The sequence below is a fragment of the Pseudomonas tremae genome, assembly GCF_023278125.1.
GTDB lineage: Bacteria > Pseudomonadota > Gammaproteobacteria > Pseudomonadales > Pseudomonadaceae > Aquipseudomonas > Aquipseudomonas tremae.
Genome location: NZ_CP066270.1, coordinates 215,254 through 240,403, shown reverse-complemented (window position 1 = coordinate 240,403; position 25,150 = coordinate 215,254). Strand labels below are relative to the sequence as shown.

General features: G+C 53.7%; 23 protein-coding genes and 1 pseudogene. 18 read left to right on the top strand and 6 right to left on the bottom strand.

All coding sequences use genetic code 11. The features are described from left to right. Positions 1–121 precede the first annotated feature (121 nt). The 11 genes and pseudogenes from I9H09_RS01045 (at position 122) to I9H09_RS00995 (ending at position 11,620) form a co-directional block, all read left to right on the top strand. Positions 122–640: an Hcp family type VI secretion system effector gene (locus I9H09_RS01045; protein WP_002551414.1), complete on the top strand. Its 519-nt coding sequence runs from the start codon at positions 122–124 to the stop codon at positions 638–640. A 92-nt stretch (positions 641–732) separates the two neighbouring features. After that, positions 733–1,830 (top strand): type VI secretion system protein TssA, encoded by a 1,098-nt coding sequence (gene tssA / locus I9H09_RS01040; protein ID WP_122312227.1) that lies wholly within the window; start codon positions 733–735, stop codon positions 1,828–1,830. 207 nt (positions 1,831–2,037) lie between these two features. Next, positions 2,038–2,463 carry a DUF2628 domain-containing protein gene (locus I9H09_RS01035; protein WP_005895916.1) on the top strand — a complete coding sequence of 142 codons (426 nt, stop codon included), beginning with the start codon at positions 2,038–2,040 and terminating at the stop codon, positions 2,461–2,463. A 35-nt stretch (positions 2,464–2,498) separates the two neighbouring features. Continuing rightward, the gene (locus tag I9H09_RS01030; RefSeq protein WP_005895914.1) at positions 2,499–2,819 is read left to right on the top strand and encodes a hypothetical protein; all 321 of its coding nucleotides are present in this window, start codon (positions 2,499–2,501) and stop codon (positions 2,817–2,819) included. 97 nt (positions 2,820–2,916) lie between these two features. Then, on the top strand, positions 2,917–3,171 hold the full coding sequence (locus tag I9H09_RS01025) for a PAAR domain-containing protein (protein ID WP_003343651.1): 255 nt from the start codon (positions 2,917–2,919) through the stop codon (positions 3,169–3,171). A 50-nt stretch (positions 3,172–3,221) separates the two neighbouring features. Further along, positions 3,222–5,252 (top strand): phospholipase D-like domain-containing protein, encoded by a 2,031-nt coding sequence (locus I9H09_RS01020; RefSeq protein ID WP_122346848.1) that lies wholly within the window; start codon positions 3,222–3,224, stop codon positions 5,250–5,252. A 2-nt stretch (positions 5,253–5,254) separates the two neighbouring features. Continuing rightward, positions 5,255–6,277, top strand: a complete 1,023-nt coding sequence (locus I9H09_RS01015) for an SEL1-like repeat protein (protein WP_236502512.1) — start codon at positions 5,255–5,257, stop codon at positions 6,275–6,277. A gap of 24 nt (positions 6,278–6,301) precedes the next feature. Beyond that, a pseudogene (locus I9H09_RS27325) lies at positions 6,302–6,679 on the top strand (DUF6396 domain-containing protein); the annotation flags it as partial. Positions 6,680–6,742: 63 nt separating this feature from the next. Further along, positions 6,743–7,825, top strand: a complete 1,083-nt coding sequence (locus tag I9H09_RS01005) for a hypothetical protein (protein ID WP_122346850.1) — start codon at positions 6,743–6,745, stop codon at positions 7,823–7,825. Between the two features lie 33 nt (positions 7,826–7,858). Further along, positions 7,859–10,735 (top strand): type VI secretion system Vgr family protein, encoded by a 2,877-nt coding sequence (locus I9H09_RS01000; protein WP_122312233.1) that lies wholly within the window; start codon positions 7,859–7,861, stop codon positions 10,733–10,735. A 156-nt stretch (positions 10,736–10,891) separates the two neighbouring features. After that, positions 10,892–11,620 (top strand): hypothetical protein, encoded by a 729-nt coding sequence (locus I9H09_RS00995; RefSeq protein WP_122346851.1) that lies wholly within the window; start codon positions 10,892–10,894, stop codon positions 11,618–11,620. 37 nt (positions 11,621–11,657) lie between these two features. Here the strand turns inward: I9H09_RS00995 and I9H09_RS00990 are convergent, their stop codons facing one another. The 6 genes from I9H09_RS00990 to I9H09_RS00965 all read right to left on the bottom strand — a co-directional run bounded on the left by I9H09_RS00990 (position 11,658) and on the right by I9H09_RS00965 (position 14,976). After that, positions 11,658–12,005, bottom strand: coding sequence for a DUF7957 family protein (locus I9H09_RS00990; RefSeq protein WP_235661401.1), 348 nt, complete (start codon positions 12,003–12,005; stop codon positions 11,658–11,660). Between the two features lie 3 nt (positions 12,006–12,008). Then, positions 12,009–12,563 carry an HD domain-containing protein gene (locus I9H09_RS00985; protein ID WP_122346852.1) on the bottom strand — a complete coding sequence of 185 codons (555 nt, stop codon included), beginning with the start codon at positions 12,561–12,563 and terminating at the stop codon, positions 12,009–12,011. A 73-nt stretch (positions 12,564–12,636) separates the two neighbouring features. Continuing rightward, entirely contained in the window at positions 12,637–13,746 is a 1,110-nt protein-coding gene (tri1, locus tag I9H09_RS00980) for an ADP-ribosylarginine hydrolase Tri1 (RefSeq protein WP_183136824.1), read from the bottom strand. A gap of 84 nt (positions 13,747–13,830) precedes the next feature. Then, positions 13,831–14,094 carry a hypothetical protein gene (locus I9H09_RS00975; RefSeq protein ID WP_122312234.1) on the bottom strand — a complete coding sequence of 88 codons (264 nt, stop codon included), beginning with the start codon at positions 14,092–14,094 and terminating at the stop codon, positions 13,831–13,833. 198 nt (positions 14,095–14,292) lie between these two features. Next, positions 14,293–14,595, bottom strand: coding sequence for an immunity protein Tsi6 family protein (locus tag I9H09_RS00970; protein WP_122346853.1), 303 nt, complete (start codon positions 14,593–14,595; stop codon positions 14,293–14,295). Between the two features lie 72 nt (positions 14,596–14,667). Continuing rightward, a complete protein-coding gene (locus I9H09_RS00965) occupies positions 14,668–14,976 on the bottom strand; it encodes a hypothetical protein (RefSeq protein WP_122346854.1) in 309 nt (102 codons plus the stop codon). A 706-nt stretch (positions 14,977–15,682) separates the two neighbouring features. Here I9H09_RS00965 and I9H09_RS00960 point away from each other — a divergent pair. The 7 genes from I9H09_RS00960 (at position 15,683) to I9H09_RS00930 (ending at position 25,125) form a co-directional block, all read left to right on the top strand. Then, positions 15,683–16,603 (top strand): C40 family peptidase, encoded by a 921-nt coding sequence (locus tag I9H09_RS00960; protein WP_234779156.1) that lies wholly within the window; start codon positions 15,683–15,685, stop codon positions 16,601–16,603. Further along, positions 16,603–17,331: a hypothetical protein gene (locus tag I9H09_RS00955; RefSeq protein ID WP_122346855.1), complete on the top strand. Its 729-nt coding sequence runs from the start codon at positions 16,603–16,605 to the stop codon at positions 17,329–17,331. The genes I9H09_RS00960 and I9H09_RS00955 overlap by 1 nt, the downstream gene beginning before the upstream one ends. A gap of 74 nt (positions 17,332–17,405) precedes the next feature. Continuing rightward, positions 17,406–19,250, top strand: coding sequence for a type VI secretion system tip protein TssI/VgrG (gene tssI, locus I9H09_RS00950; RefSeq protein ID WP_122346856.1), 1,845 nt, complete (start codon positions 17,406–17,408; stop codon positions 19,248–19,250). 11 nt (positions 19,251–19,261) lie between these two features. Then, complete coding sequence (locus I9H09_RS00945) at positions 19,262–19,843, top strand: DcrB-related protein (protein WP_024671251.1); 582 nt, start codon at positions 19,262–19,264, stop codon at positions 19,841–19,843. 34 nt (positions 19,844–19,877) lie between these two features. Then, positions 19,878–20,345 (top strand): DcrB-related protein, encoded by a 468-nt coding sequence (locus I9H09_RS00940; RefSeq protein ID WP_024671250.1) that lies wholly within the window; start codon positions 19,878–19,880, stop codon positions 20,343–20,345. Positions 20,346–20,350: 5 nt separating this feature from the next. Then, complete coding sequence (locus I9H09_RS00935) at positions 20,351–24,565, top strand: RHS repeat-associated core domain-containing protein (protein WP_122323557.1); 4,215 nt, start codon at positions 20,351–20,353, stop codon at positions 24,563–24,565. Next, positions 24,565–25,125 carry a hypothetical protein gene (locus I9H09_RS00930; protein WP_024668598.1) on the top strand — a complete coding sequence of 187 codons (561 nt, stop codon included), beginning with the start codon at positions 24,565–24,567 and terminating at the stop codon, positions 25,123–25,125. Before I9H09_RS00935 ends, I9H09_RS00930 begins: the two co-directional genes overlap by 1 nt. The last annotated feature ends 25 nt before the right edge of the window (positions 25,126–25,150 follow it).

Genomic DNA, 25,150 nt, shown 5'->3' with positions numbered 1-25,150 from the left:
TCCATACGAAACCGGGGCCGTGGCAAGAGAACCTTTCTTGATTGTTTCAGAAAGGTTAATCAAAAGGACCGTGTTCTGTCCGTAGACGTCACGGTTTTAAATGAGAAAGGAGAAGCAGAAAATGGCATTTGACGCATATATCCAAATCGACGGCATCCCGGGCGAAGTTCTGGACGACAAGCACAAGGACTGGATCGAGGTACTGGGTTACGAGTTCGGCGCTACCCAAGCCACCTCGGCTACCGCCAGTTCCTCGGGCGGTGCTTCGTCCGAGCGCGTTGCACTGAGCGACTTCAGCATCCGCAAATCTGTGGACAAGGCTTCTGCCAAGCTGTTCGAAGCGTGCTGCAAAGGCACTCACATCGCCAAGATCCAGCTGAACGTAAACCGTGCAGGCGGCGACAAGCTGACCTACCTGACCATCAACCTGGAAGAAGTGGTCGTGTCTTCCGTCAAGGCTGTTGCAGGTGGCAATCAGAAAGGCGAAGACAACGCCGTCAGCGATCTGCCGATCGAAGAAATCAGCTTCAACTTCGCTCGCATCAAGACCACCTACACCCAACAGAGCCGTTCCGATGGCCAGGGTGGCGGTAACGTCACCGGCGGCTGGGACCGCACTGCGAACAAAGTCTTCGCATAAATCTGTGACACATCGGGTCGCGCAAGCGGCCCGTCTTCAACACCGTGTCTGTCCAGACGCGGTGTTTTTTTCTCCTCTGATCAGAGTTGACTATGTCTGAATTTCTCAACGACCTTTCGCTTGCCGATCTGACGGCACCCATCAACGGGGGAAGTGGCGAGGACCTGAGCTTTTCCACCCTGTTCGATCAGGTCAAGGAAGCTCGTCGAGCAGACCCCGACTACCTTACCCAAGGTGACTGGCAAACCGATCTCAAGTCCTCTGACTGGGATCAGACCATCACGTTGGCCGCGCAGGGCCTCGCAGAACAAAGCAAGGACCTGATGCTCGTCGCCTGGCTCAGTGAAGCCCTGGCGCACAAATACCACTTTGTCGGCATCACCTTCGGCCTGACCGTGGCCGAACGGATCCTGCAAAATTTCTGGGACGACCTATACCCGTCTCTGGAAGACGGCGTGGAAGAACGCGCCGCCCGTCTGGCCTGGCTGAAAACCACACTCACCGAAGTCGTGGGCGGGTTGCCGATCACGCAGGGGCAGAACTTTGGCCTGCTGCGCTACGACGAGTCACGCCACGTCGAAAACCTCGCCCTGCAAAACCCCAAGGCCATGCACGCCGCTGTTGAAGAAGGCAAGATCAACGCCGAAATCTTCCAGCGCTCGGTCGTGCTGACCGACTCGGACCACCTGCGGCTCAAAGCCAGCGAGATTGCTGCCAGCCTCTATGCCTGCCAGCAGCTCCAGGCCACCGCCGACACCCTGTTCGGCCGCGACGCGCCGAGCCTTGTCACCCTCAGCGACATCCTGCAACGCGCCGGGCAACTGACTGAAAAGCTGCTCAAGGACCGTGGCATAGAACTCAGCCCGGCCCCCGCTGCCGCGACGCAGGCCGCCCCCGAAATCGCCGTCGACCAATCCGCAGGTGCCGCGATGACCCAGACCACCCAGGACAGCGCCTCCGCACCACTGCGCACCACACCGACCACCCGCGACGAAGCCTTCACCATGCTCGCCGGCATTGCGCAGTTCTTCAAAAACACCGAGCCGCAAAGCCCCGTCCCGTACCTCATCGAGCGCGCCATCAAGTGGGGCAACATGCCGCTGGAAGGCTGGCTGAGCGACGTTATTAAAGACAGCAACGTCGTGGACAGCATTCGCGATGTGCTGGGTACGAAAGAGCCTAAGCAGTAGGGGCAGTTCGTAGGATCGGTCTGTATGAACGTGCGTACAGACCTTTCGGAAAGGCGCCACAGGGTGAGTCTGCGTGCATGACTAACATAGCCGTTATTGATCTGGATAATTGGCAGATCGCCGCACGCAGGCCGCCCTGTCTTTTTGATCGCACCAAACGCTCCGCCTTGGGCACGAGCAATATTCGCACACATCACGGATAAGAGAATGAACACATCAGAACCAGAAAAAGCATCAAACCAATACAGCGATAAATGGAAAGAACGCTTCGCCTTTTTTGAAGCGCACGGCGGACCGAATGCTCCGGGGTTCAAGCCCGCGCTTAAGCAACTGCCTTTTCTGAAAAAAGTGAAAATAAACTTCAACTTCTTCGCGTTCTTTTTTGGGCCTATTTATTTATTCATCATGGGTTTGTGGAAGAAGAACCTGTCCTTCATCGCGATTATGATAGTGGTGTCTATCGCATCAGACATCGTGATGGAAAAGTATGGGTTTCGATACGCCAGGGAGGCCAGCTCTGCACTCGGATTTGTGTTTAACGCGCTTTACGGGCAGCTGACAAACTATGCCTACTACCTCAATGAAGTGAAAGGCAAGCAGAGTTGGAATCCGTTTGAGGGGTTGCGCTGGTAATACGAGCACATGGATTCTATTTCAGGGAGATTTAGATGTTCGAGCCTGTGGCCATTACAGCAGTATTGCTGTTCTTTTTAGCGCTGGGATTTTTTACTGTCTACGCGCCGATTAAAACCATTGCCTCGTTGATTAGGCGTGACAATCCTCTTGACCGTGTTTCACGGTTTTCTTACGCCATGTCGACGTGCTTATCATTAACCGCGGCAGGCTATGCATTCGTCGGTGCCTTCCTTGATTCGGACCAGACCGAAACGTTTTTATGGTTATCAGCCTATCTTTTTTTACAGGCAATAACGATGGCGATACTAATGATTAAAACCAGAGGACGCTCAAGGCTTGATAGGTTTTTGTAGCTGCTTGGCGTTCGCCTCACTCACTTGAAGTCTGCCGTTTTTAAACCCCACCTCTCATTTGGACAGGCATGGAGCCATTACTCACAAGGAAGCCAGTATGCGTCCAATCATCGTTATCAACGATCCTACCTCCGATGCAGGTCAGGTCCTTGAAGGATCGCCCAGCACGTTCATAAACGGTTTGGCCGTGGCAAGGGTCGGAGACCGAGTGTCCTGCCCGCATGGCATCGGGACCATCGTCAGCGGGGATGAAACCCTGCTGGTGGATGGCCGCCCGGTTGCCCGGGAAGGTGATTTTATCTCCTGTGGTGCGCGGCTGATGGCAACGCAGCAGGATACCGTGGACCTCTAAGGAACAGAGATGAACACAACACTCAACATCAACGCGCCGGGAGCTTGACCATGACCACACCTTCAATCACCACTCCGGTCGCTACCAGCAAGAACATGTCGTGCAACATCAACCTCCCCTGGTTTCTGCACAACACCGAGTACTACCCTACAGAAGCCACTTTTGAGCCTTTGGTCAACGGCGAGCGCGCATTCGGCGCGGTGTACGACGCGATAATGGCTGCCACAAAGAGTGTTGAAATCGTCTGCTGGGGATTTCAGCCCTCAATGTATTTCAAGCGTGGCGATACAAGCTCTATGTGTATCGGGAAGCTTCTCGCGATGAAGGCTCAAGCCGGAATTCAAGTAAGAATCATCTGTTGGTCTGACTCACTTCACATGGACCAATTTCTGGAAAATACGACACCTGGAGATAACGTCAGCAACTGGATCCCCGGCCTTGATGATTTTTTTCACGCCACCTCTATTACAAAAGAGCTAGGCCTTGATAGCGTGAACAAAAAGCTTGAAGAAAGGCGCACGCAAGCCGAACAGAATCGAGATAAGGATCAAATCCAAATCGACAAGATGTGGTATCGCCAGGTCCGCCTCGCCTACACGGGTGCTGAAACTGGCCCTATCCAGCTAGGTCAACGCTTTTTTCATGTAATGATGTGGGGCAACGACGAGTCTCTCAAAATCAAAAACTTAGAATTCGTCACTCGCGACTTTTCCGTCACTGACCGCGTGGAAATTGCATGGCAACTGCAAATGAGAGCACTTGATCAAGATCGCAGCAAAACAAATAAAGTCGTAAGTACAGGGGCTATGTTCGCCGCACCGAGTCACCATCAAAAAATGGTGCTTATTGACTATGAAGCTCCGGATAGTGCGGTAGGCTTTGTCATGGGTCACAACTCGTTGGACGCTTATTGGGATAAGGATGACCACAGCGCGACAAGGATGCCAGCTCATGAAGGGCGTAATGGCGCAACACCGCGTCAGGATATTTCCAGCCGAGTAACCGGCCCGATACTCGAATACCTGAACCACAACTTTACCGAAGCGTGGTTGCGAGAAACAGGTGTTGACCTTTTGACACCGAGACAACATATCGCAAACCAACTGAAAGCCAGAAATGGTTTTGGTCCGAAAATGATGGCTCAGGTCCTGCGGACTCAGCCTCAGGAAAATAAGCGTGATATCCGGGAGATGTATATCAAGGCCGCTGGTAATGCAAATAGCTTTATGTACATGGAGAATCAGTATTTTCGCTGGCCGCCCTTGGCGGAAAAAATCAAAGAAAATGTCCGTCGTCAATTTGCAGAAGGACGGAGCCTGATTGAGCATGGCCCGCTTTATCTTTTTGTCGTTACCAACTCGTCAGAAGAAGGAATGGGCGATGGAACAATCAACACCTATCGAATGCTCAGACAATTAGGTCGCCCCGAACTCATGCCTAATGTTGCGAGACTGGAGCGCAATAAAGAACTGGAAGCTCAGGTCGCGCAAGCCAAGGAGCGTTATGATACCGCCAAAGGCAAGATCACCATTATTGAAGGCACCTACGGAAATTCATTCAATCCGGCAATGAGTAAACTGTGGGAATCACAGCGAAAAGCGGCCGCAGCGGCAGAAGCTGAGTACCGCGAATTAAAAGCCAAACTGCCTGCTGCTAGTGTAAAAGCTGTGGACAAGGTAGAAATTGAAGGCCTTGAGGTGGTAATTTGTACCTTGGTCGCTCCTGACTCGCCCCCCGAAGAATGGATGGACGTTTACATTCATAGCAAACTGATGATCATTGATGATGTTTTTACTACATTAGGCTCAAGCAATATCAACACACGCAGTATGGAAGTCGACAGCGAGCTGAATATATGTGTTGAAGATCCGGCTGTGACTAAGCCATTGCGCAAGCATTTATGGGGAATACATTCCAATGGGAAGGGCAGCGGAGATGATATTGGAGAAGTATTTGACATCTGGACCGAAACTGCAGTTTACAACTCAGCACTTCGTCAAAAAACCAAAGACAAGGCAAGCCCCACGGCATCCTTAACAGAGTTCAGAAGAGAAAGTGCTTCAAGAACAAATAAGGATTAAGTATGATTACTCGATTGATTTCAACTTTCACTTTGTGCTTCACGTTATACGCATGTGCCGGGGAAGACTCATTGAACATATCTGCAGACCAAATGACACATGCTTTAGAAAGAATTTCTTTTACATGTCACGTAGAGGCAGATCATCTACCGTCTATTAGCGAAAATGCTCGACAGCTATATCAATATGCAAGATTACTAGAGACCACGGAGGGGCCTAAAAACTATCGAAAAATAGCAAGATATTATCGACTTGCGTCTGCCGAGGGTAATTATAAGGCAGCTACTAATCTGCACACCTTGATCTCCCAAGGTGTTATTGAGACCGACAATTCAAAAAAAGAAGTTATCGATATCGTTGAGGGTCTTATCGCCCAAGGTATTCCAGGAGGTTACTACGATATGGGACATTATTTGGAAGAGGGCTATGGCGTCAAGCAAGATGGAAGCAGAGCAAATGCTTACTTTCGTCGAGCGGCCGACTTAGGTAATCCGGATGCCCAATTTTACGTATCAAAACTGCTTGAGGGTATCGAATCGGCAGAGGAAACGGTGACTAGTATGCGTCGCTGCGCAATGAATCAAGGACATGCTCAGGCCGCTTTCAACTACGGAGTTTATATGAAGGTGCGGGGTAACTACCCAGAGGCTATTCAGGCCTTTCAAGAGGGCGCTCGGTACGGTAGTCGTAATAGCGCGAGTTTTCTGAGAGAGGGATTTTCCACAACCGACGCTAGTGATGAACAATATTATTTTGCGCTGCCTGTGGATGACAAACGGTCTCTTCGCTATAAAAAAATTGGTGCCTTCCTAAGACGCTATGATGCTCTTGGAGCAAAAGTCCCAGACATCGATCAAATCGTACCCCTCCCCCCAGCCAAGCTTCCGGAATGGGATGGCACGTTCGAATGGCTGAAAAAACGCGAGTCCACGCCGCCTGCTGAAAAGCCCTCGGAAGAGATGATCCGGACGCTCAGCCAGGAGAAAGGCCTTGACCCGGAAACTGGTCTGCCGCTAAAGAAATGACGTGATAACAATGGGTATGCGTAAGGCTTTCAGGCGGGCGTCCGGAACGGTAGTTCAAATAGCGCCGGTTTTTTGAGCGGTGGATTTAAAACTACAGAGCCTAAGAACCGCCTTTATTATTTTGCACTTGAGTGCTGATCCTGAGCGCTCCATGCGATATGAAAAATTGAAACCTTTTTAAGTCGCTATGAACACCTCGGACCAAAAGTCCCAGACATCGACCAGATCGTCCCCCTCCCCCCGGCCAAACTTCCGGATTGGGACGGCACGTTCGAATGGCTGAAAAAACGTGAGTCCACGCCCCCTGCTGAAAAGCCCTCGGAAGACATGATCCGAACGCTCAGTCAGGCGAAAGGCCTGGACCCTGCTACAGGCATGCCTTTGGCAGCCGTTAAAAAATAAACAATCTCAGCTTTCATGACAGCGCGACCTTCAAAACCTCGCGCTCTCTCTTAAGGAAAAGAAATGCTCCCTCCTCGCAGGAATATTTACGATCGGCTGTCTGAAAAGCGCCTGGCCGATCTTGAGCGGCAGCGCGTCATTGAGGCGCAGTTGCCGAAGGGTAATTTCACGTCCGGCTCTGTGGCGGTGGTGAATGCCTGGGTGTGGTTGCCCTGTGGTGTATTTGATACACCGCTCTCGGCTGATGAGCTTGCGCTGCGCCGTGCGGATTTTGATCATGACCCGCGTCTGGTGGACTCGCGCAGTTTGCGACGGCCCCTGCGCCGGCTGGATACGCCGCAGGTCCGCTCGCCCGCTGTTAATGCGGCTGGACGGGCAGCCGAGATTCTCAAGGCGATGTTTGCTCAGTGGGATAAGGCGTTTTGTTCACAGGTTGACTGGTCGAACACTCAGGTCATGTTGTTTACACCGACGGCGCTCAGTGAGCTGGACTGGCTGGCCGCCGTGTGCCGGCTGTGGCCTCGCGACCAGTTGCCTTATTACGCGTTCGACGTCACTACGCAATCAGTGGCGCAGTGGCTGCCCGAGGCCTTGGGGCAAAGCTGTGGCGCGCCCTATCTGCTGTGCCTGAGCCTGGACACCTGGGCCTGCAAGGAGCAGATGAAAGTCGGTGCTCCCGACGAAATGGCAGGGGAAGCGGTCAGCGCGGTCCTGCTGCAACGCGAGTCCAGCCCGCCTGAACCGCTGCGTGAAGGCGCTCTTAAACTGTGTGCGCCCATCATTGAACACCACGCCAGCCGCTACTCACAGACCCGCACCGACACGACGGTGCTGGAAAGCCTGATCGCCGGGCTGGGCACTCAAACCGGTTTGGATGCAAACCGAATCAAGGTGCTGATCGGTGATGGCGCGTTCGATGGGCAGCGTTTGCAGCAGCTTCATCATTACGCTCGGGCCTCTTTGCCTGATCTCGATCTGGAACGCCAGATCCGCCTGAACACGCTGGGCGCCCGGGTCGGGACTGCTACTGAACAATGGACGCAGATCGGGCTTGCGTGGCTGGCTGCCAGCGCAGAACCGGGCAGCGCAGCGTGGATACTGGACCGTGGTTGCGCGGATCAGACTCAGGGCTGGCTGATCGGCTGACCACCCAAGGAATTGCAAGAAAGGGATGCACCTATGAACTCGATACTCGACGCCGCCATGAACGCTTTCAGCGGGCCGCTCAGTCAGGCCGGGCGCCTGCTGGAATTGAAGACGCCACAAGGTCAGGAACTGTTTGCGCTGCGCGCACATGCCGTGGAGCGTCTGAGCCACGTGGCCCGCTACACGGTCGATGTGATCAATCAGACCAACAGCTTTGATCCGGAAAAACTGATTGGTCAGGCGGTGCAACTGAGCATCCGCCTCGACGACGGCAGCCTGAGCCCTCGGCATGGCTGGGTAGAGAGTGTTCGTTATCTCGGCAGCGATGGCGGGCTTGAGGACTGGCAACTGGTCTTCGCGCCGTGGTTCAGCCTGCTGGAATACCGCATTGATTGCCGGATCTGGCAGGAGATGAGCTTGCCGGACATCCTTGCCCAGGTGTTTCAACGCTACAGCCAGGCCCAGGCCAACTACCGCTTCGACCTGCAGCGCGATTACCCGCTGCTGTCCTACGTGACGCAGTTCAACGAGACCGACGCTAACTTCGTGCAGCGCTGGTGCGAGCAGGAAGGCCTTTTCTGGTACGTGGAACACAAGGACGACAGTCATTGCATCGTGTTCACCGACAACATCATGTCGCTGCCCACCCTGACTCCCGAGAAGCTGCGTTTCCACACTCAGCAAGCCGCCGACCTGACCGACAGCATCACCCAGTGGAGCCCCGGTGCACGCCTGCTCAATGGCCTGGTGCAATGGAGCAGCAGCGAATACCGCAGTCATGCGCAGCCGCAGGTTACCCACTCAATGGCATTGCCTGCCGCATCGGCGCCGCCAGACCTTGAACGTTATCAATACCGTGGCCAGTACGCATGGCAGAACCTCAGCCGGGGCGAATGGCTCGCCCGCGTGCAGATCGAACAGGATGAGTCGGCAGCTCGTCGTATTCAGGGCCAGGGCGGTGTACGGCAGATGCAGCCGGGTCATGGGTTTGAACTGACCCAACACCCGCTTTACGAGCTCAAGACGCTCAAGGACCGTCAGTTTCTGATCGTCGCCGTGGAGTTTTTCGTGCAGAGCAACCTGCCGATCGGCAAGACGCGACCAAGCCCGCCTGGCAGTCTGAAAACACCGTTGGACGCCGTGCAGGCTCGTTCATCGCTGCCGGTTGGCGATGAAGGCTTCTACCTGAATCGCTTTGAAACACAGCGTCTGGATATCCCCTATCGCAGCGCGTTCACCCACCAGAAACCGGCCCATCCCGGCCCGCAGACGGCCGTTGTCGTGACGCCCACAGGGCATGAAGTTTTCACTGACAACCTGAACCGGGTTTGCGTGCGCTTTCATTGGGATCGTCTGATGAAAGACGGCGAGCTGGGCTCGTGCTGGCTGCGCATGATGCAGTCGAGCAGCGGCCAGGACTGGGGCAGCGTCAACGTGCCGCGCGCAGGTGAAGAAGTGGTCGTTACCTTTCTTGATAACGATATCGACCGTCCGCTGATCATGGGGCAGGTCTACGGCGGGCATAAGCCTGCGTGGCATTCCAGCGGTTTGATGAGTGGCTATAAAAGTCAGGAGATTCAGGGCAGCGGTTATAACCAGTGGGTGATGGACGATTCCACCGGCCAGGTCAGGACCCAGATCCACAGCAGTCATGGGCACAGCCAGCTAAACCTTGGTTACCTGATCGATCAACAGGGCAATTCGCGAGGTGCGTTGCGCGGTGCCGGGTTTGAACTTCGTACTGACGCCTACGGCGCCTTGCGTGCTCAGCAGGGGCTGTACTTGAGCACATGGCCGCGCAACAAGGCGCAGGGCGGGCAGATCGACACGCAGGAAGCTCAGCAGCATCTGAGCAACGCTCAGGCACGGATCAAGGCGATGTCGGATATTGCCGAGCAGCACAACGCGCTGCCGATGCCGGGCGGTATCACAAGCCTCGAGCAGCTCAACGCCGACACACAGGCCAATTACGGCAGTGGCGGCGAAAGCCAGGTCAGCAGTGGTCCACAACAGCGTAATGGCGGTGACACCAAGGCGGCGATCATGAGCGGCGGTCGGGGCCAGACGTCGGGCTATAAAAAGCCCTTACTGGTCGCCTCCTCGCCCGCCGACATCGTGACCGTCACGCCACAAAATACCCACATTCACAGCGGCAAACAGTTGACCCTCTCGACCGGCGAGGACACCAACCTGGCCAGCGGCAAGTCACTGTTAGTGAGTGTCGCGCAAAGCATCAGCCTGTTCGCCCAGGCGGCAGGCGCCAAGCTGTTTGCAGCAAAGGGCAAGATTGAAATACAGGCACAGGACGACAGCATCGAGCTGACCGCAAAGGAAAGCGTGCGCATCACCTCGACGGCCCGCACCATCGAGATCGCGGCGCAGGAAGAAATCCTGCTGACCAGCGGCGCGGCGTATATCCGCATCAAGGGCGGCAATATCGAAATTCATGCTCCCGGAACCATCGATGTAAAAGGCGTGAAAAAGACCTTCAACGGCCCTGCGCAACTCAACCGGGACAACCCGGCGTGGCCAACCGACACGATCAAACAGAAGCTTACGGCCTATGCAGGGCTTAGTAGCGCGGCGGGCTATGCAGCGTGGACAGGTCAGCCGTACACCATTCTCGGCGACGGCGCCGAAGTCAAAAAAGGCGTGATGGACGCCACGGGACAGATCGCCATCGACCATCACGTCACCACCAGCCAGTACAAGATTGACCTGAGTAACGGCGTGAGTTACGACCTGCCCGTGGCGGGCGATTACAAAGGCGACGCCAAAAATGCAGAGCTGGCCAACCGCGGGCTTCACCGCCACGAAAACGCGTCGCACCCCGATGTAAACCCGCGCGACAATCGCAGCCTGTTCCGTAATGCCTACGACCAATTGAGTAATCCGGGGTCGGAGGCATGATTGCTGGGCAGGCTGTTCAAGCGGGTCGCCTCAGGGAGCAAAGTCAGGCGTTGACGTAGGCGTTAGCTCCCGCGCGGGTCTAGCGGTGCAGTGGGCGCTGGCTGAATTCGGAATTGACAAGAAGATCGGGGAACTCCTCGACATTGAGAGGCCGTAATGATTGACTCCACCAAACTGAAAAAATTTACCTGGTTTCTATTTGCTTTTTTAGTTTCCATACTGGCTTTGGGGCTTTCAAGCATTAGGTATTACGGACCTGTATACATCACCATTTTTCTGTGCACACTAACGTGGACTTTGTATCTTGTCTATGCGTGTGAAAGATTTACTCTATATACGATTTCAGTCTTGGTTGCAGTAGTGATCTTCTTCTGTTTTATTGCTTCCCTCTCAGCCTATTTGGTTGCCGCAAGATTCTGGGGCAAAGCAAGTGCTGCTGCACTCATGGCGGGGCTGGTTCCAGCGGTGCTGACGTCGTTGACGTATCTGATTTTGGTCAATGGAAAGCCATCATTTCATCCATTTGAATATGATGGAATCAAGGTCCAGCCACGTCCGCAAAAAAAGCTAAAGAAATCCACTGCCTACAGCCCTCTTTTACTGGCTGGCGTAACCACGTTGGCAGCCAGTATTTTTATCAAAGTAGCCGGGGCCCTTACTGCTGGAGCGGTTGCAATGTTTGGGCTAACGGCTTTTTCCATAGGGTTGCTATTCCATGCACGTCACATAATCAGAGGCCTGCGCACGCTTCGCATTCAACAAAAAACCATGCCCACCCCCTACACGTTCATGCAAATCGACGAGATTCGAGCGGCTCGTAATCGCTGGTGGCTGAGCAGGCTGTTCAAGTGGATCGCGTCTTGGGGAAAATCGTCAGGTGCCTGATATTCGATGATCGCTACCTGACGACCCGGCAACGCCGCTATCTATCGAAGTGGATAACCCGGATTTCGCCATTCTCGACATCCACTGCGTAGGTCACACCATTCCAGCAGCCCACGACAACCTGATCATTTTCATCGCGGTAAAGACTCATGAACGGCTTGTCAGCCTGTGTGCCGTGTGAGCTTTCATCGATTTGCCAGAGCACCTCGCCAGTCTTCGACACAGCGAAGATATTCCGGTTGAAGATCGTTCCCGCCGAAGGCTCAAGTCGGACTAATACGTTGCCGCCCGACAGCAGAAACGTATCCACTGGATAAGGCATACAGACACGCAGATTCTCTATCCAGAGTTCCCCGTCCACGATCCGGCAATGATGCGAACTCATCACTCAGCCTTCAAACCCCTCTACATACAGCGCCTCGTAACGTGCCATCGTGTCGCTGAGCCGCTGCCGCAGATACCCGTTCGCATGCCCCAAGGCTGCCAGGATCTGTGCGGACTCAACCAGATACGACGCTCGTTTTGTCTTCGCCCAGGTAGACGGCGCTGACTGGAGATTGGTGATGCGATCGCACAACTTGACCGACGCTGCTTCTTTGGAGTGGCTGGCTATCCCCGCGAAGTAAAGCGCTTCGGAAAACGGCACGATCAGGTTCTTGCTCAGGCACGCCACGGCTGAGGCGACCTCTACACCGAATGCCTCGGCCAACTGATCCTGAGTTACCGGCGTGTCTTCGAGCACATCGTGCAGCAACGCAGCAGGCAGCGCGACTTCAAACGCACCCACGGGCTCTTCGCGATGGGCAAAGATCAACTCGTTGGCAACCATCGCTACGTGGGTCGTGTAAGGCAGGTCGGAGCCTGTCATTTTCTGGCCGATATGGGCATGGGATGCGAATAGCCAGGCTTTGTTGTAGAGCGGTTGCGGAGCTGATGTCGACATTAGGGTGTCCTTGAAGCGCTATATAGGTCAGATATTGCGGGTTGCCCATAGAGAATACGCGCCCGTATCACTATCAATCACGAACAGGCTCGTCCAGATAGTCGTGCAGCGGCGCACGTTCGAACAACTGCTGAGCCAGACTCTGAATGTGTCCAGACCAAGCGACGTTCCTGACCCATTCCTCCGGCATGCCCGACACCCCATAAAGCGCGCCGGCAATCTGTCCGGCGGTGGCGGCTACGCTGTCGGCGTCATCACCGAGGTTGGCAGCCAGCAGAATGGCATCTTTGAAGTTGTCGGTATTCCAAACGGCCCACAGGGCTGCTTCGAGTGTGTCAATGACATAGCCTGAGGAGCGGATCTGGTCGCGGGTTTTTTCTTTGTATTCGCCGGCATTGATGATCAAAACCCTCGGCCGTAAAGGGCGGATCATCGGTGAAAGGGTTTCTTCTTTGTCTGCGCCATTAAGGGCCAGATGCAATTGGGCACCCAGCAGCCTGCAACAACTGATGACCTCTAGTGCTCGATGCGTGCATTGACTTTGGGCGGCACTATCACGCCAAGTAGCTGAGAGCGAATGTCGACAAAATATCGCAGTTGGGGCCAAGCGAATTATTGAGCCATTACCAGCGGTGGATGGAGCAGCATTTCCATACCAAAGGCCGCCATTTTTCAGTCTTTCTTCGATCGCAGCCCGAGTAGCATTGCCGATATCAAAACACCTGCCGTTGTGGCTGTTTTCGCCATTTATGTACCAACGGCCCATTCTCTCTGCGTAATCGATAAGGTCGAAGTTGCCTTTCGCAAGATAAGTGTCTGCCAGGCAGAGTGCCATGCTGGTGTCATCGGTCCACTCCCCAGGATTAAGCCTGAAAGGACCGCCACCGACCATGTCATGAACGTGACTACGATCACGGGGCAAAAACTCCAGTGTTGTGCCCACTGCGTCGCCAATGGCCAGGCCGAGCAAGCACCCTTTGGCGCGGTCAAGCGCCTGTTCTTCGGTCAAGGTGCACGTCCTTGAGGCTATCCAGCCGGGCTTCTCTACGGGCAACCTTGGTGCGTCAGCCTGCAGCATATAATCCATACGTTGGAGCAGCTGCGCAGATGGCGGCGGCAGCAGATGATCGTAGCGCTCAACATATTGATCGCAGATTTCGCTGGAGCTTCTCAAGTCAATCATGGGTCCTTCCAGAGTAATTTCTCAAAGTGCAGAGTCGTGATAAAAGTCGCTGCCTTTCGGCGATTCTATACCGCTTGATAACGACTAAATAGCCGTTCCACGGTTTGTTCCTGGCTGCACAATCAAAAGATCATCCAGCTCTCTTCTACGGCAATCCATGACAAATGCCTCCGCTGCATCGAGGTCTCTATGGAAAAGATCAAAGCTGGCTTGGTCGATTTCGTAATACTCCTCGTAATCGACCATGCTGTTGCTCACCGGGAATGATACGTACAAACGGCCAGAGGGCTCCTCAATACCTAAAGAGAACCTAAGCTCGCGACTTATGAAACTGTCGTTAAACCTCATACCACCTCTTGAAATCGTCTTCAGCGTGCCATATTGACACGGACAAATCCTTTTTCAGAGGGCAAAGCAATGGAGCCTCTCCGCCAGTCAACCCCATTCTAAGCGCTCCGTAGCCTGCATCAGTAGCCGCCTTGCGAGCGACTCGCGCAACGTCATCAGTGCTTATGAAAGGCATCCTGACCCGATTGTTCAAGGACGTCACAGACCTTCAGGAAGCTGAATTTTCAGCCCATTTGCTGACTGATTCGCGATGTAATAAACATCCATCAAAGCTCGCGCCAGCTCGTCATCTGTCCCTTCGAATTCCTTGGCTGCAAGGGCACCGATGGAAAGCTTATGAAGTCTGGACTTGTCCTTTTCAACACCCTCAAAAACGGATTTTATATAGAGAAGCTGATTTAGAACTGCCGCATAGACTGTAAACGCAGGATAGCGGGCTGTACGCTCTTTGATTAGGGCGATAGCGTGATCTATAAACCCCATAGAAGTTTCGAACTTCATAAACGCCCCATACCAATCAATCTGAACCGATCGAAAACTTGGCACACAAAAAATATATTTCCGATAAGCCTTTCAGTCCTTAGCCATCTTAGCCGCCAACATCATGTAAGCTTCAGTTTCTCGCCCCTCTATGAGTCCTATATAGAAATCCGTGTACGCAGCCTCTAAATCCTTATATGACTGTAAACGTGTCTCAGTGAAAAGCTTGTAACCTGGAATATCTCGTGGCTCAACAAGCTTTGTAATTTGGCCGCGTTCCGCGAGATCAAGCAGACCGCCAAGCTCAGACAGCAATATTGATGCCGCTGCATCAATACCCCTGTAAAACTCAATTAGCTTCCGAAGCTTTTCTGCTGCTGTTTTTAAAGCATCGACGTTCATTACTCACCCAGCTTTCAATTATCCCAACGAGCCAAGCTTGGCGCCAGGGCTTATCAAACAATGAAGGTAAAAAACAGCACGCCGTGGCGAGGGCCGGCGTATCTGTGCCTTCGCGTAGCTGACACGGTACCGCGCCCCGCTTTTTCCTTCAACGCTGCCAAGCCTGTAATGGTTTTGAGAAAAGTGTTAGTTTTCTGCTCAGCTTGCGGCACTTTCACATTTCCCGACTGTCTCACAGCTGGTTTGGTTGAGCCAAACGCGACTGGCAGTGGGCTCAGGAGGCTGTAGTACGTCTCCTACGATTTTTTCGGAAACTTTGCACTGCCCTGATGGGCATCAAACGTAGAAAAATATTTGGAAAAGAAATATTTTGCCAACTGAGGGCTTCAGCTTCCGAACCCCGGCTCGCATTTCCGTCGCGGTAGCCCCGCAGGTACGCTCAAGAATGTGTAGATGATCATGGATCTCGCCAAACCGTCACCACAGCGCCAACGGCCTCAAAAATCTGGCTATATCGTCAGCTTTTGCAGATTTGGGTTTATTATTTGGCGGATCAGCTTGATGAATGCCGAGGCCATGCGACAGTCAATGAGGCAAGCGTATGAATAAATTCTTGACTCCCCCTACCTCTGGGGCTTTGAGTTGTGAGCGAAGGCAGCCCGGGCTGCTCGGTGCAGGGCAGCAGACGTTCGTAGGAGCGTCGGCCATGAACTTTTACATGCGCCCTCCTAATCCAAGTATTGCAGGACAGTACGCCACGGATGAATACACTGCCGCTTTGCTTCTAATAAGTCAGCTTTCATCCCCTGATGAGCAGATGAGCCCGGAAGAAGCCGAGAGTATGGCTGTTATGCTCAAGGAGCTGTTACAAAATCTGGAGCAGGCAAAAGACGTATCGGCTGAAGCGCTTCAGTCTCTGCAAAAGGCGGCGGCGGGTATACCGGTACTTGGACCTCTGATGTTTTCGCCAGGAAATATACCTGGAACCCTTGCAAGTGGCTCCGGCGTCGTCATGGCAGCAGCAAAAGCAAAAAAAGTCTCTGACATGCTCAATCTGACCTCAGCGCAGCACAAAAAGCTCCGCAAATGGGCAAATCAAAGAGGCGGGCCAAATGCCAGCACTGCGAGCAAGGTCTTAAGGGGTAGAATCAAAATACTGCGCATCGGTGGCAAGTTATTTTTGGATATTCCACTTACTCTTGAAGCCAAAGATTATAAAGTATTGGGTGAGATTGGTAAGTCATCGGTAAAAATCCCCATTGATGAAGTGAGAAACAAACTGAATAAAAGAGTTCATCTCCATGCTGAAGGTGCAAGAGGCAGCCTTAAAGTAATGAATGGCACTATTGTGGGCGTAGCACTCGCGGTAGGGCCACAAGCCTATTTAGACTGGACCAGTTCAAGCAGTAAAGAGGAGTTTTATAGAAAGTCAGCAGAGAGCCAACCTACAAACGTCGCCGCATTCGCAGTAGGCGCTGTTTTGACCTTTGGACTTGGTTTGGCTGGCGCCCCTCTAGTGGCAGTAATAGCAGTCGGATGGGGGGCTGGCTTGCTCACGCAACATGCTATGGCTAGATACGGCGTCGATAAAATGGCGGAGAGCGCAATCAAGGAGCGCCTGCCGTAATGAGTACTATATACGACCCAGACGCACGAACGGTCAAGCAAGTGTCGGTAGCAATTTTTTTACTGACCGTGACCCTTGGCGTCATGGGTCCATTAAGTTTTTCGGATGGCTGGTGGATTTACGGGCTCTTATCGTTTATGGCTTTCATATATATGCTTTATATAAAATATATGTGTGAGCGATATACATTGTTTGCATCAAGCTACTTCACGCTACTGATATTCCTTCTTGCATTCGCACCCGCATGCGTAAGCTATACGATTGTCACGGAAGACTTGGGTGGTTCTAAGTTCGCAGGGGGGGCAGTCACTTTATTAGTATTGGCTTCTGTCATGCTAGGGTATTTATTTATATACCTGACGCCGTCAAATGAATTTCCATTTGACGTTTCTGGCAATAAAGTTTCATTCAGCGCCCGCGAAACATCCAGCCTCCGCTCCGGTGTTATTGCAGGCTTGGGGACATTAGTCGCCTCTAGCATCATCGGTTTTGTTACGGCACTTACAACAGGCATCCTCATTATTCTGCTTTTTTTGTTCGGGTGTATTTTCATGCTCGTCCACTCTCGCCATCTGATTAGAGGTCTGCGTACCCTTCGTATGCAGGAAAAAAAAATGCCCATCCCTTACACCTTCATGCAGATTGACGAAATTCGCGAAGCTCGCAGCCGTTGGTGGCTGAGTAGGTTATTTAGGGTCGCTTCCCAGCGAAAGCCCCCTGGTGGCTAATTTTTTGATGATCGCTATGTTCAGGTTGCCCAAGTCTGATGACATAATATACTGGCTAAGGAGTGGTTAAAGCGATGGATCTATCTTCACTGTTTTCGGCGCAGAACAGGCGCCTGTTCAAGCTAACGATGGCACTGAAAGGTGGCCAGGAACTATTACTTGACTCCTTCGCCGGGAGCGAAGGTTTGTCGGCTGATTTCGGGTTCCAAGTGGAACTAATTTCTGATGATGCGAGCGTAAAGCTAAAGTCTGCCATCGGGCAGCCTGCGACTATTGAAATCGAACTTGCTACCGGAGGTAGCCGTTACATTAACGGCCACATCTTAAGCTTCGGCAACAACGGCAGCGATGGTGGTATGTCGCGTTATTCAGCCTACATAGGTTCGTGGCTGAGTCTAATTGCGCAGAGGTATGACTCTCAGATCTACCAGGATCAAACAGTTGAACAAGTGATCAGGAAGGTATTTGGTCGCTATGAAGGGCTTGCGAAATACGAGTTCCGTATCAATCGTACACTCAAGCCATACAGCTACATCACGCAATACCGCGAAAGCGACAGCCACTTTGTCATGCGCCTGCTAGAACAGGAAGGTTTGTTCTTCTACTTCGAGCATACGGCCGACAGCCACACCCTGATCATCATGGACGACTCCACTGTACTTACGCCGCTTCCGGAACAGCCTCAAGTACGCTTCCATACTGCGTCGGTCACCGAAACCTCTGACTCCATCACTCAATGGAGCTCAGCTCGGGATTTTCAGGCTGGCAAGATTTCCGTACAGACCTTCGATTATCGGCAACCGGGAAATCGTATTCCCGTCACGATGAACAGCCTCAATCAACAAGGCGATGTTCCATCGTACGAAATCTTCGATTACATGGGGCAGTATACCCACGGCACGCCTGAGGATGGCGAGCTCCTGGTGCGTCACCGTATCGAAGCACTCGAGCTCAAAGGCAAGACGTTCGTTGGGTCCAGCAACTGTCGGGCCATGCGTCCAGGCCATACATTTGAGCTGACGCAACATTATGAGCATGACACAGGATCTGCCGATGACCGGCAGTTCTTAGTGATGAATATCGAGCACCGCGGCAGCAACAATTACACCTCGGGCAGTCAGGCTGGTTACGCCAATAAGATTTATTGCGTACGCAAAAAAATAAAATTCCGCCCGCAAATGGACCTACTCAAACCTGCCATTTCCGGCCCCCAAACCGCAATCATCGTCGGCCCCCCAGGCGAAGAGATCTACACCGACGAGATGGGCCGCGTAAAAGTACAGTTCCACTGGGACCGCTATGGCAAGTTTGACGACAAGAGCTCCTGCTGGGTCCGTGTCGCTCAGTCCGGCGCCAGCGGCGGCTTCGGCAGTATTCAGATCCCGCGCGTCGGCGACGAAGTGGTGGTTGTGTTTCTTGATGGCAACCCTGACCGCCCGCTCGTCATGGGCAGTCTGTACAACAGCCAGAACACACCGCCGTGGTCACTGCCGGCCAACAAGACCCAGAGTGGCTTCCTGACACGTTCGGCCAAGGGGGATGGCGGCACAGCCAACTTCTTCCGCTTTGAAGACAAGGCCGGTGCAGAACAGGTGATCGTGCATGCCGAGCGCAACATGGACACCGAAATCGAGCTGGATGAAAAGCACGAGGTGGGGAATAACCGCAAGGTGACTGTTGGCGGCACCAATACGGAAATCATCCAGAAAGATACTGTGACGAACGTGCAGCATGGGGCTTACACGATCAAGGTCGACGAAAAGTTTATCCAGATAGATGCCAAGCAGTACATTCTTCTCAAAGTGGGTGACAGCAGCATTTCGATCACTCCGGATGGCATCCAGATCAAAGGCAAGGTGATCAACATTCTTGGCGAAAATACTTTCGTCAAAGGTGATCGCGTCGACATCAACAAGTGAGAACGCAGGACATGGCCAGACCAAGTCTTTACGATCGTATATCAGCCAAGCGCATCGCGGATGAAGAGGCAGCCCGCAAGGCCGCGCTGGAAGCCCCGGTCGTTGAAGCTGTGCCCGAACCTGAGCCAGAACCGGTCACGCCCCTGCAAGACGTGCCCACCAGCTTCAATTTCAGTGGTTTCACACTGGCCTTTCCAGAAAGCATGTTGTTTCGCGAGATCCAGGCCACCGTTGAGTACAAGGGCGAAACGCTCACGCTGTCGGTCAAACGCAAGGATGTGATGCAAGGGGAGACTCTGGAAGCGCTTTTCGAGCATTCGGTTCAAGCATTTCGTGAACATGACCCCGAACTGCGCATTATTCGTCGCCGGGACTGTACGCTTGCTGGCTGCGCTGCCAAGGCGCTGGATTTTCACTTCAAAGTGGGCAGTGAGGAACACCATGCACGTCTGGTAGGTGCGCTTGTTCCGCTGGCCGGGAAAGATGTGCTGCAGTGGCTGGAAATTTCTTGCCTGATCGATCCAACCAAGCCGGACCTCAGTCTTTGGATGGCGGATTTCGACAGCATGTTGAGTGGTCTTGCCGCCCACTGATTGTTTATTTTTCGACTTCAGGAATTCTTATCACATGGACTACGAATTGCACGAAGGCAGCATCAGGCTGCCAGATGGGTTTCAGGACCGCACGGTGAACATGTTCGTGATGGGCTCGACGCTTCCCGCGCCACTGAGCATTACGGTCTCCAGAGACACCTTGCTGCCTTCAGAGCTGCTGAAAACCTATGTCGATCGTCAGGTCAAAATGCTGTCGTCCAAGCTGCGTGGCTACACGCTGCTGAGCAGGAAAGCGGTTTCCCTTTCGACTGTGGCGCCCATAGAGGGCGTTCAGATTGACGCGTACTACATGACCGAGGGGCGACCTTACTATCAGCGTCAGGCAGCGTTTCTAATCGAACCAGAGCGCGCAATTGTGTTCTCGACCACGTCTCAAACGGATTTCAGCGTCGAGCAGACTCAGGGCTGGGACGACTTGCTGGCCAGTTTCCAGGCTCGATTGCCTGAAGCCCCTCCAACCGACGCTGGCGATCAGGAGTAACGCTGATGTTTGAGGCCGCACGGTTTGGTGACGAAATATCGCATACCGGCGCCCTGGGAGGCTTCCTGATCGGGGCTGTACTCGGTATTGCGCTCATTGCGACCGTAGCGATCGCTACGTTCACGTGCGGTTTTGGCGTGGCTCTTCTGGCAGGGCTTGCTGCAGGCGTCGGAGGTAGCCTGCTCACCGCCGCAGGAGAGGCAATAGGGAGTATGTTCTCCTCCCCCTCCGGCACTATCATCACAGCATCGCCCAATGTCTACATCAACAACCGCAAGGCGGCGCACGTTGAGAAAAGCATCGGGGCCTGCGAAAAGCATCCGGGGCCGGTCAAAATTGCCGAGGGCTCGACCAACGTATTCATCAACAGTGTGGCGGCGGCGCGCAAAGGCGACAAACTGACCTGCGGCGCCACTATCTCCGGTGGTTCCGACAACGTATTCATCGGCGGCGGCAGGTATCGCTATCTACCAGTAGACGATGAAATTCCGGGCTGGCTGCGTACCACCGTCGATGTGCTGATGGCGGTGGCCGGAGCAGCAGGCGGTATTGCCCAACTGCTTAAGGCAGGGGCACAGGCGGGCATGAAAGCAGTGTTGCCCTGCGCACTTAAATTCACAGCAGGTTTCGTGGCCGGCGAAGTTGCCAGCCGCTATGTGGTCGAGCCGGTGGCGCGCAGAGCCATCGGCGGCCTGAGCGGCAACCCGGTCGACACGACTACTGGTCGCAAGCTGATCCCGGATGAGATCGACTTCAGCTTGCCCGGCCTGATGCCTATAGAGTGGTCACGCTTTTACGCCAGCAACCTGGACGTTGACAGCGTACTGGGTAAAGGCTGGGTGCTGCCATGGGAGCAAAGCCTGCGCAAAAACGGCAGCTTCGTTTACCTCACCGACAATCAGGGCCGCACCGTCCCGTTCGTGGACGTAGCACCGGGCCAGCGCATCTACAACCCACATGAGCAGGTCTATCTGGTCTGCACACAGGGCGGTCATTACCTGCTGCAGACGCTGGACAACATCTTCTTCTACTTTGGCGAAGTGCCCGGTGACAACACACCGGTTCCGCTGGATCGCATCGAAAACTCACTCGGCCACTTCTTGCATTTCACCCGTACCGAGCAAGGTACGCTGACCGACATCAGCGCCACGGGCGGTGTACGTGTGCACCTGCATTACGACGAGGTGACGACGCGACTCAGTTCGGTCAAACGCATCGTCGACAACGAGGCTGTCGAAACTCTCGTCCAGTACCACTACGACAGCAACGGTCAGCTCTCCGAAGTCTTCAACCGCAACGGCGACTCAATGCGTCGCTTCTCCTACACCGATGGCGTCATGTCCCGCCACAGCAACGCGCTGGGCCTGACCTGTGAGTACCGCTGGGAAACCATCGACGGCCAATCGCGCGTCGTAGAGCACCAGACCAGCGACGGTGAACACTTCCACTTCCGCTACGACCGCGAGGCCCGCACCACCTGGGTTACCGACGTGCTGGGACGCGAGCTGGAAGTTCACTACAACAAGGATCATCGCGTCACCTCCAGCCGCGACTACAACGGCGATCACTACGTCATCGAGATCGACGACACCGGTAACATGACCGGCCTGACCCTGCCCGACGGCAACCAGCTGACTTTCGAGTACGACGAGTTCGCCCGGTTGCTCAAGGAAACCGACCCCCTGGGCCGCAGCATCCGCTATCAATATCACCACCTGACCACCCTGATAACCCAGGTCGATTACCCCGACGGCAGCACATGGAAGGCCCGCTACGATGCCAAAGGCAACCTCGTTGCCGAAATTGACGCCTTGGGCCACAAGACCGAATACCTCAACGGCGAAGATGGTCTGCCGCACACCATCGTCGACCCGACGCTCAAATCCAAATACCTGTGGTGGAATAGCCTGGCGCAAGTGCAGCGCTTTCAGGACTGTTCGGGCAAAAGCACTTATTACCGCTATGACGAGCGCCACCACCTGGTGGCCGTCACCGATGCCCTGAACAACACCACCACGCTGGAACGCAAACCCGACGGCGAAGTGCTGCGTATCAACCACCCGGATGGCACCAGCGAGACTTTCACCTACAACGAACTGGGCCAGGTCCTGACGCACACCGATGGCAAGGGCCAGACCACCCAACTGCTGCGCAACGGCCGTGGCCTGCCCAAATGGCGGCAGGATGCCAAAGGCCAGACCATCACCTACGAATACGACAAGGCCATACGCCTTGTCGCCCTGACCAACGAAAACGATGCGACCTACCGCTTCGCCTACGACAACTCCGACCGCCTGATCGAAGAAAAGCGTATCGACAACCTAACCCGCCGTTTCAGCTACAACCTTGGCGGGCACCTGACACAGGTCGAGGAAATCGGCTACGGCGAGAAAGGCGAACAGCCACGGCGCAGTACCCATCTGGAGCGCGACCCGATTGGGCGCCTGCTGGCCAAACTCAACGACGATGCGCGTCAGGACTACGCATACGACGACGGCGACCGACTGCTGTCAATCGAGCGCAAGCCGACGGACACCGGCAGAAAGCTCGGCGTCAGCGCTGAGAAACTCGAATTTGCCTACGACCTGCTAGGCCGTCTTGTCAAAGAGACCACCCCGCAGGGCGCACTGGCCTACGAGTACGATCCACTCAGTAACCTGACCACGCTGACGCTTCCCACAGGCCAGCACCTGAACTACCTGTATTACGGCAGCGGTCACCTGCACCAATTGAACCTCGATGGTCAACTGATCAGCGACATGGAGCGTGACGACCTGCACCGCGAGATCTATCGCACCCAGGGCACGCTCACCAGCTGCTTCGGCTACGACAGCATGGGGCGCAAGGCGTGGCAGTACGCGACCACCCTGCCCGCTGAGAAACTGTCACAGATCCAGAACCCGCTCATAAAGCCTGAGCGCTACGTCGAACACGCCTACAACCCGATTCACCGCCGCTACGAATACGACCCGGCAGGCGAACTGAGCCGCACTCTCGACAAACTGCGCGGCGAAACCCGTTACGAATATGAAGCCAATGGCCAGCTGCTGGCGCGCAACACCGGTCGAGTCGTCGATGGCGAAGAATTCCGCTACGACGCTGCGGCCAACCGCCTCAACTTCAACACCAGCCGCTTCGATCACGTCAAAGACAACCGCCTCAAACAGTGGGCGAACCAGGAGTACAAGTACGACGCCTGGGGCAACCTGATAGAGAAAACCGTCGGCATCGTGCGCTGGCAAACCTTCACCTACGACTGCGAAAACCGCCTGGTCAAAACCGAGACGATGGCTGACACGCAGGTAGAAAGCACCAGCAGTTATCAGTACGACAGCCTGGGCCGACGCGTAGGGAAACAGTCCGAGATCAAAGGCCAGACCGAACACAAACACTTCCTCTGGCAAGGCCTGCGCATGCTGCGCGAAGAAAGTCCCGGCCAAAGCAGCCTGTACCTCTACGAACCTGGCAGCTACGCGCCGCTGGCCCGCGTGGATCAGAAGGAAGGCGAAGCCGAGAACAAGGTCTACTACTTCCACACCGACCAGATCGGCACGCCGCTGGAGATGACCGACGCTGAAGGGCAGATCGTCTGGCAAGCGAAGTACCGGGCGTGGGGGGCAGTGGAAAAGCTGGTGGTGAACGAGGTTGAGCAGAACCTGAGGTTTCAGGGGCAGTATTTTGATGTCGAGACGGGGCTGCACTACAACACGTTTCGGTATTATGATCCGGAGATCGGGCGGTTTACTACGCAGGACCCGATTGGGTTGTTGGGTGGGTTTAATCTTTATCAGTATGCACCTAATCCCTCATCATGGGCAGATCCATGGGGATGGATGCCATTCTGGAAACCTCTAAAGCCTGACGGTATGGGGCATCATCCATTTCCGAGAGCTCATGCTAACACCCATGGATTTCCTGAGTTAGGGACGAAGCTAGATTCGCCATCTTGGTTTCCGAATGACATAGAGGGCTCCGACAAACTTCACCAAGAGTTCCATGATGCTATAAAGAAAGAAGGAGTGCCTTTCAATAAAAAATTTGAGGGCTCGCCGGAAGAGCTAGTAAATAAATTGGATAAGGCCTATGAAAAATTCCCTCAAAAAGGCACGCTAAAAGTGCCTCGAACGGGGCAGGTCATAGCAAAAAATGTGACTATAGGTGAGGCCTTGAGTAAGTCTATTGGAAAATCAGGTGTCAAATCAGCGGGAGGATGCGGCTAATGAAAAATCACGCAACTATTGACTTATATGCCCCAGGTATTGTTCTATTCGACCCAGAGGTTTTAAATAATTTTTTAACTGAAAAAAAAATCACAGAAACTAATATTTTTGAGTTTTTTTTACAGCATGAAACGTTAGGTCGCCTGGCTATCGAAGAGGGCGTTATCTGTCCAATTTATCAGATTCCAGAAGATGAATACTCTGTTTTCTTGAATGATACGTCCCACCCAAAAAAATTATTGCATGAAATAAAGTTTTCCTACTCTGGATTTCCGCTAGAAATTACGTCCGGCATACTTATCGTTTCTGATTTGAACGCCCTGTTTGATTGGGATTTTGAATTTTTTATAAATTATAAACTTAACTATGAACAAAGGCTTCCTAGCAATGACTATATAGATGTCTTGAGTGGGCTATACAGTATGACCATTAAAGGATGTACTGAGCTTAAGCCTCCATATGCCAACTTAGGGTACGGACTTGAGTTGATGCCGGTTAGCAAGCTACCTATGATCGATACCTCCACATCGGTAGACGATCACGAATTTTCACTCTACTGAAATTAACGTAGCTTCAGATTTCTTT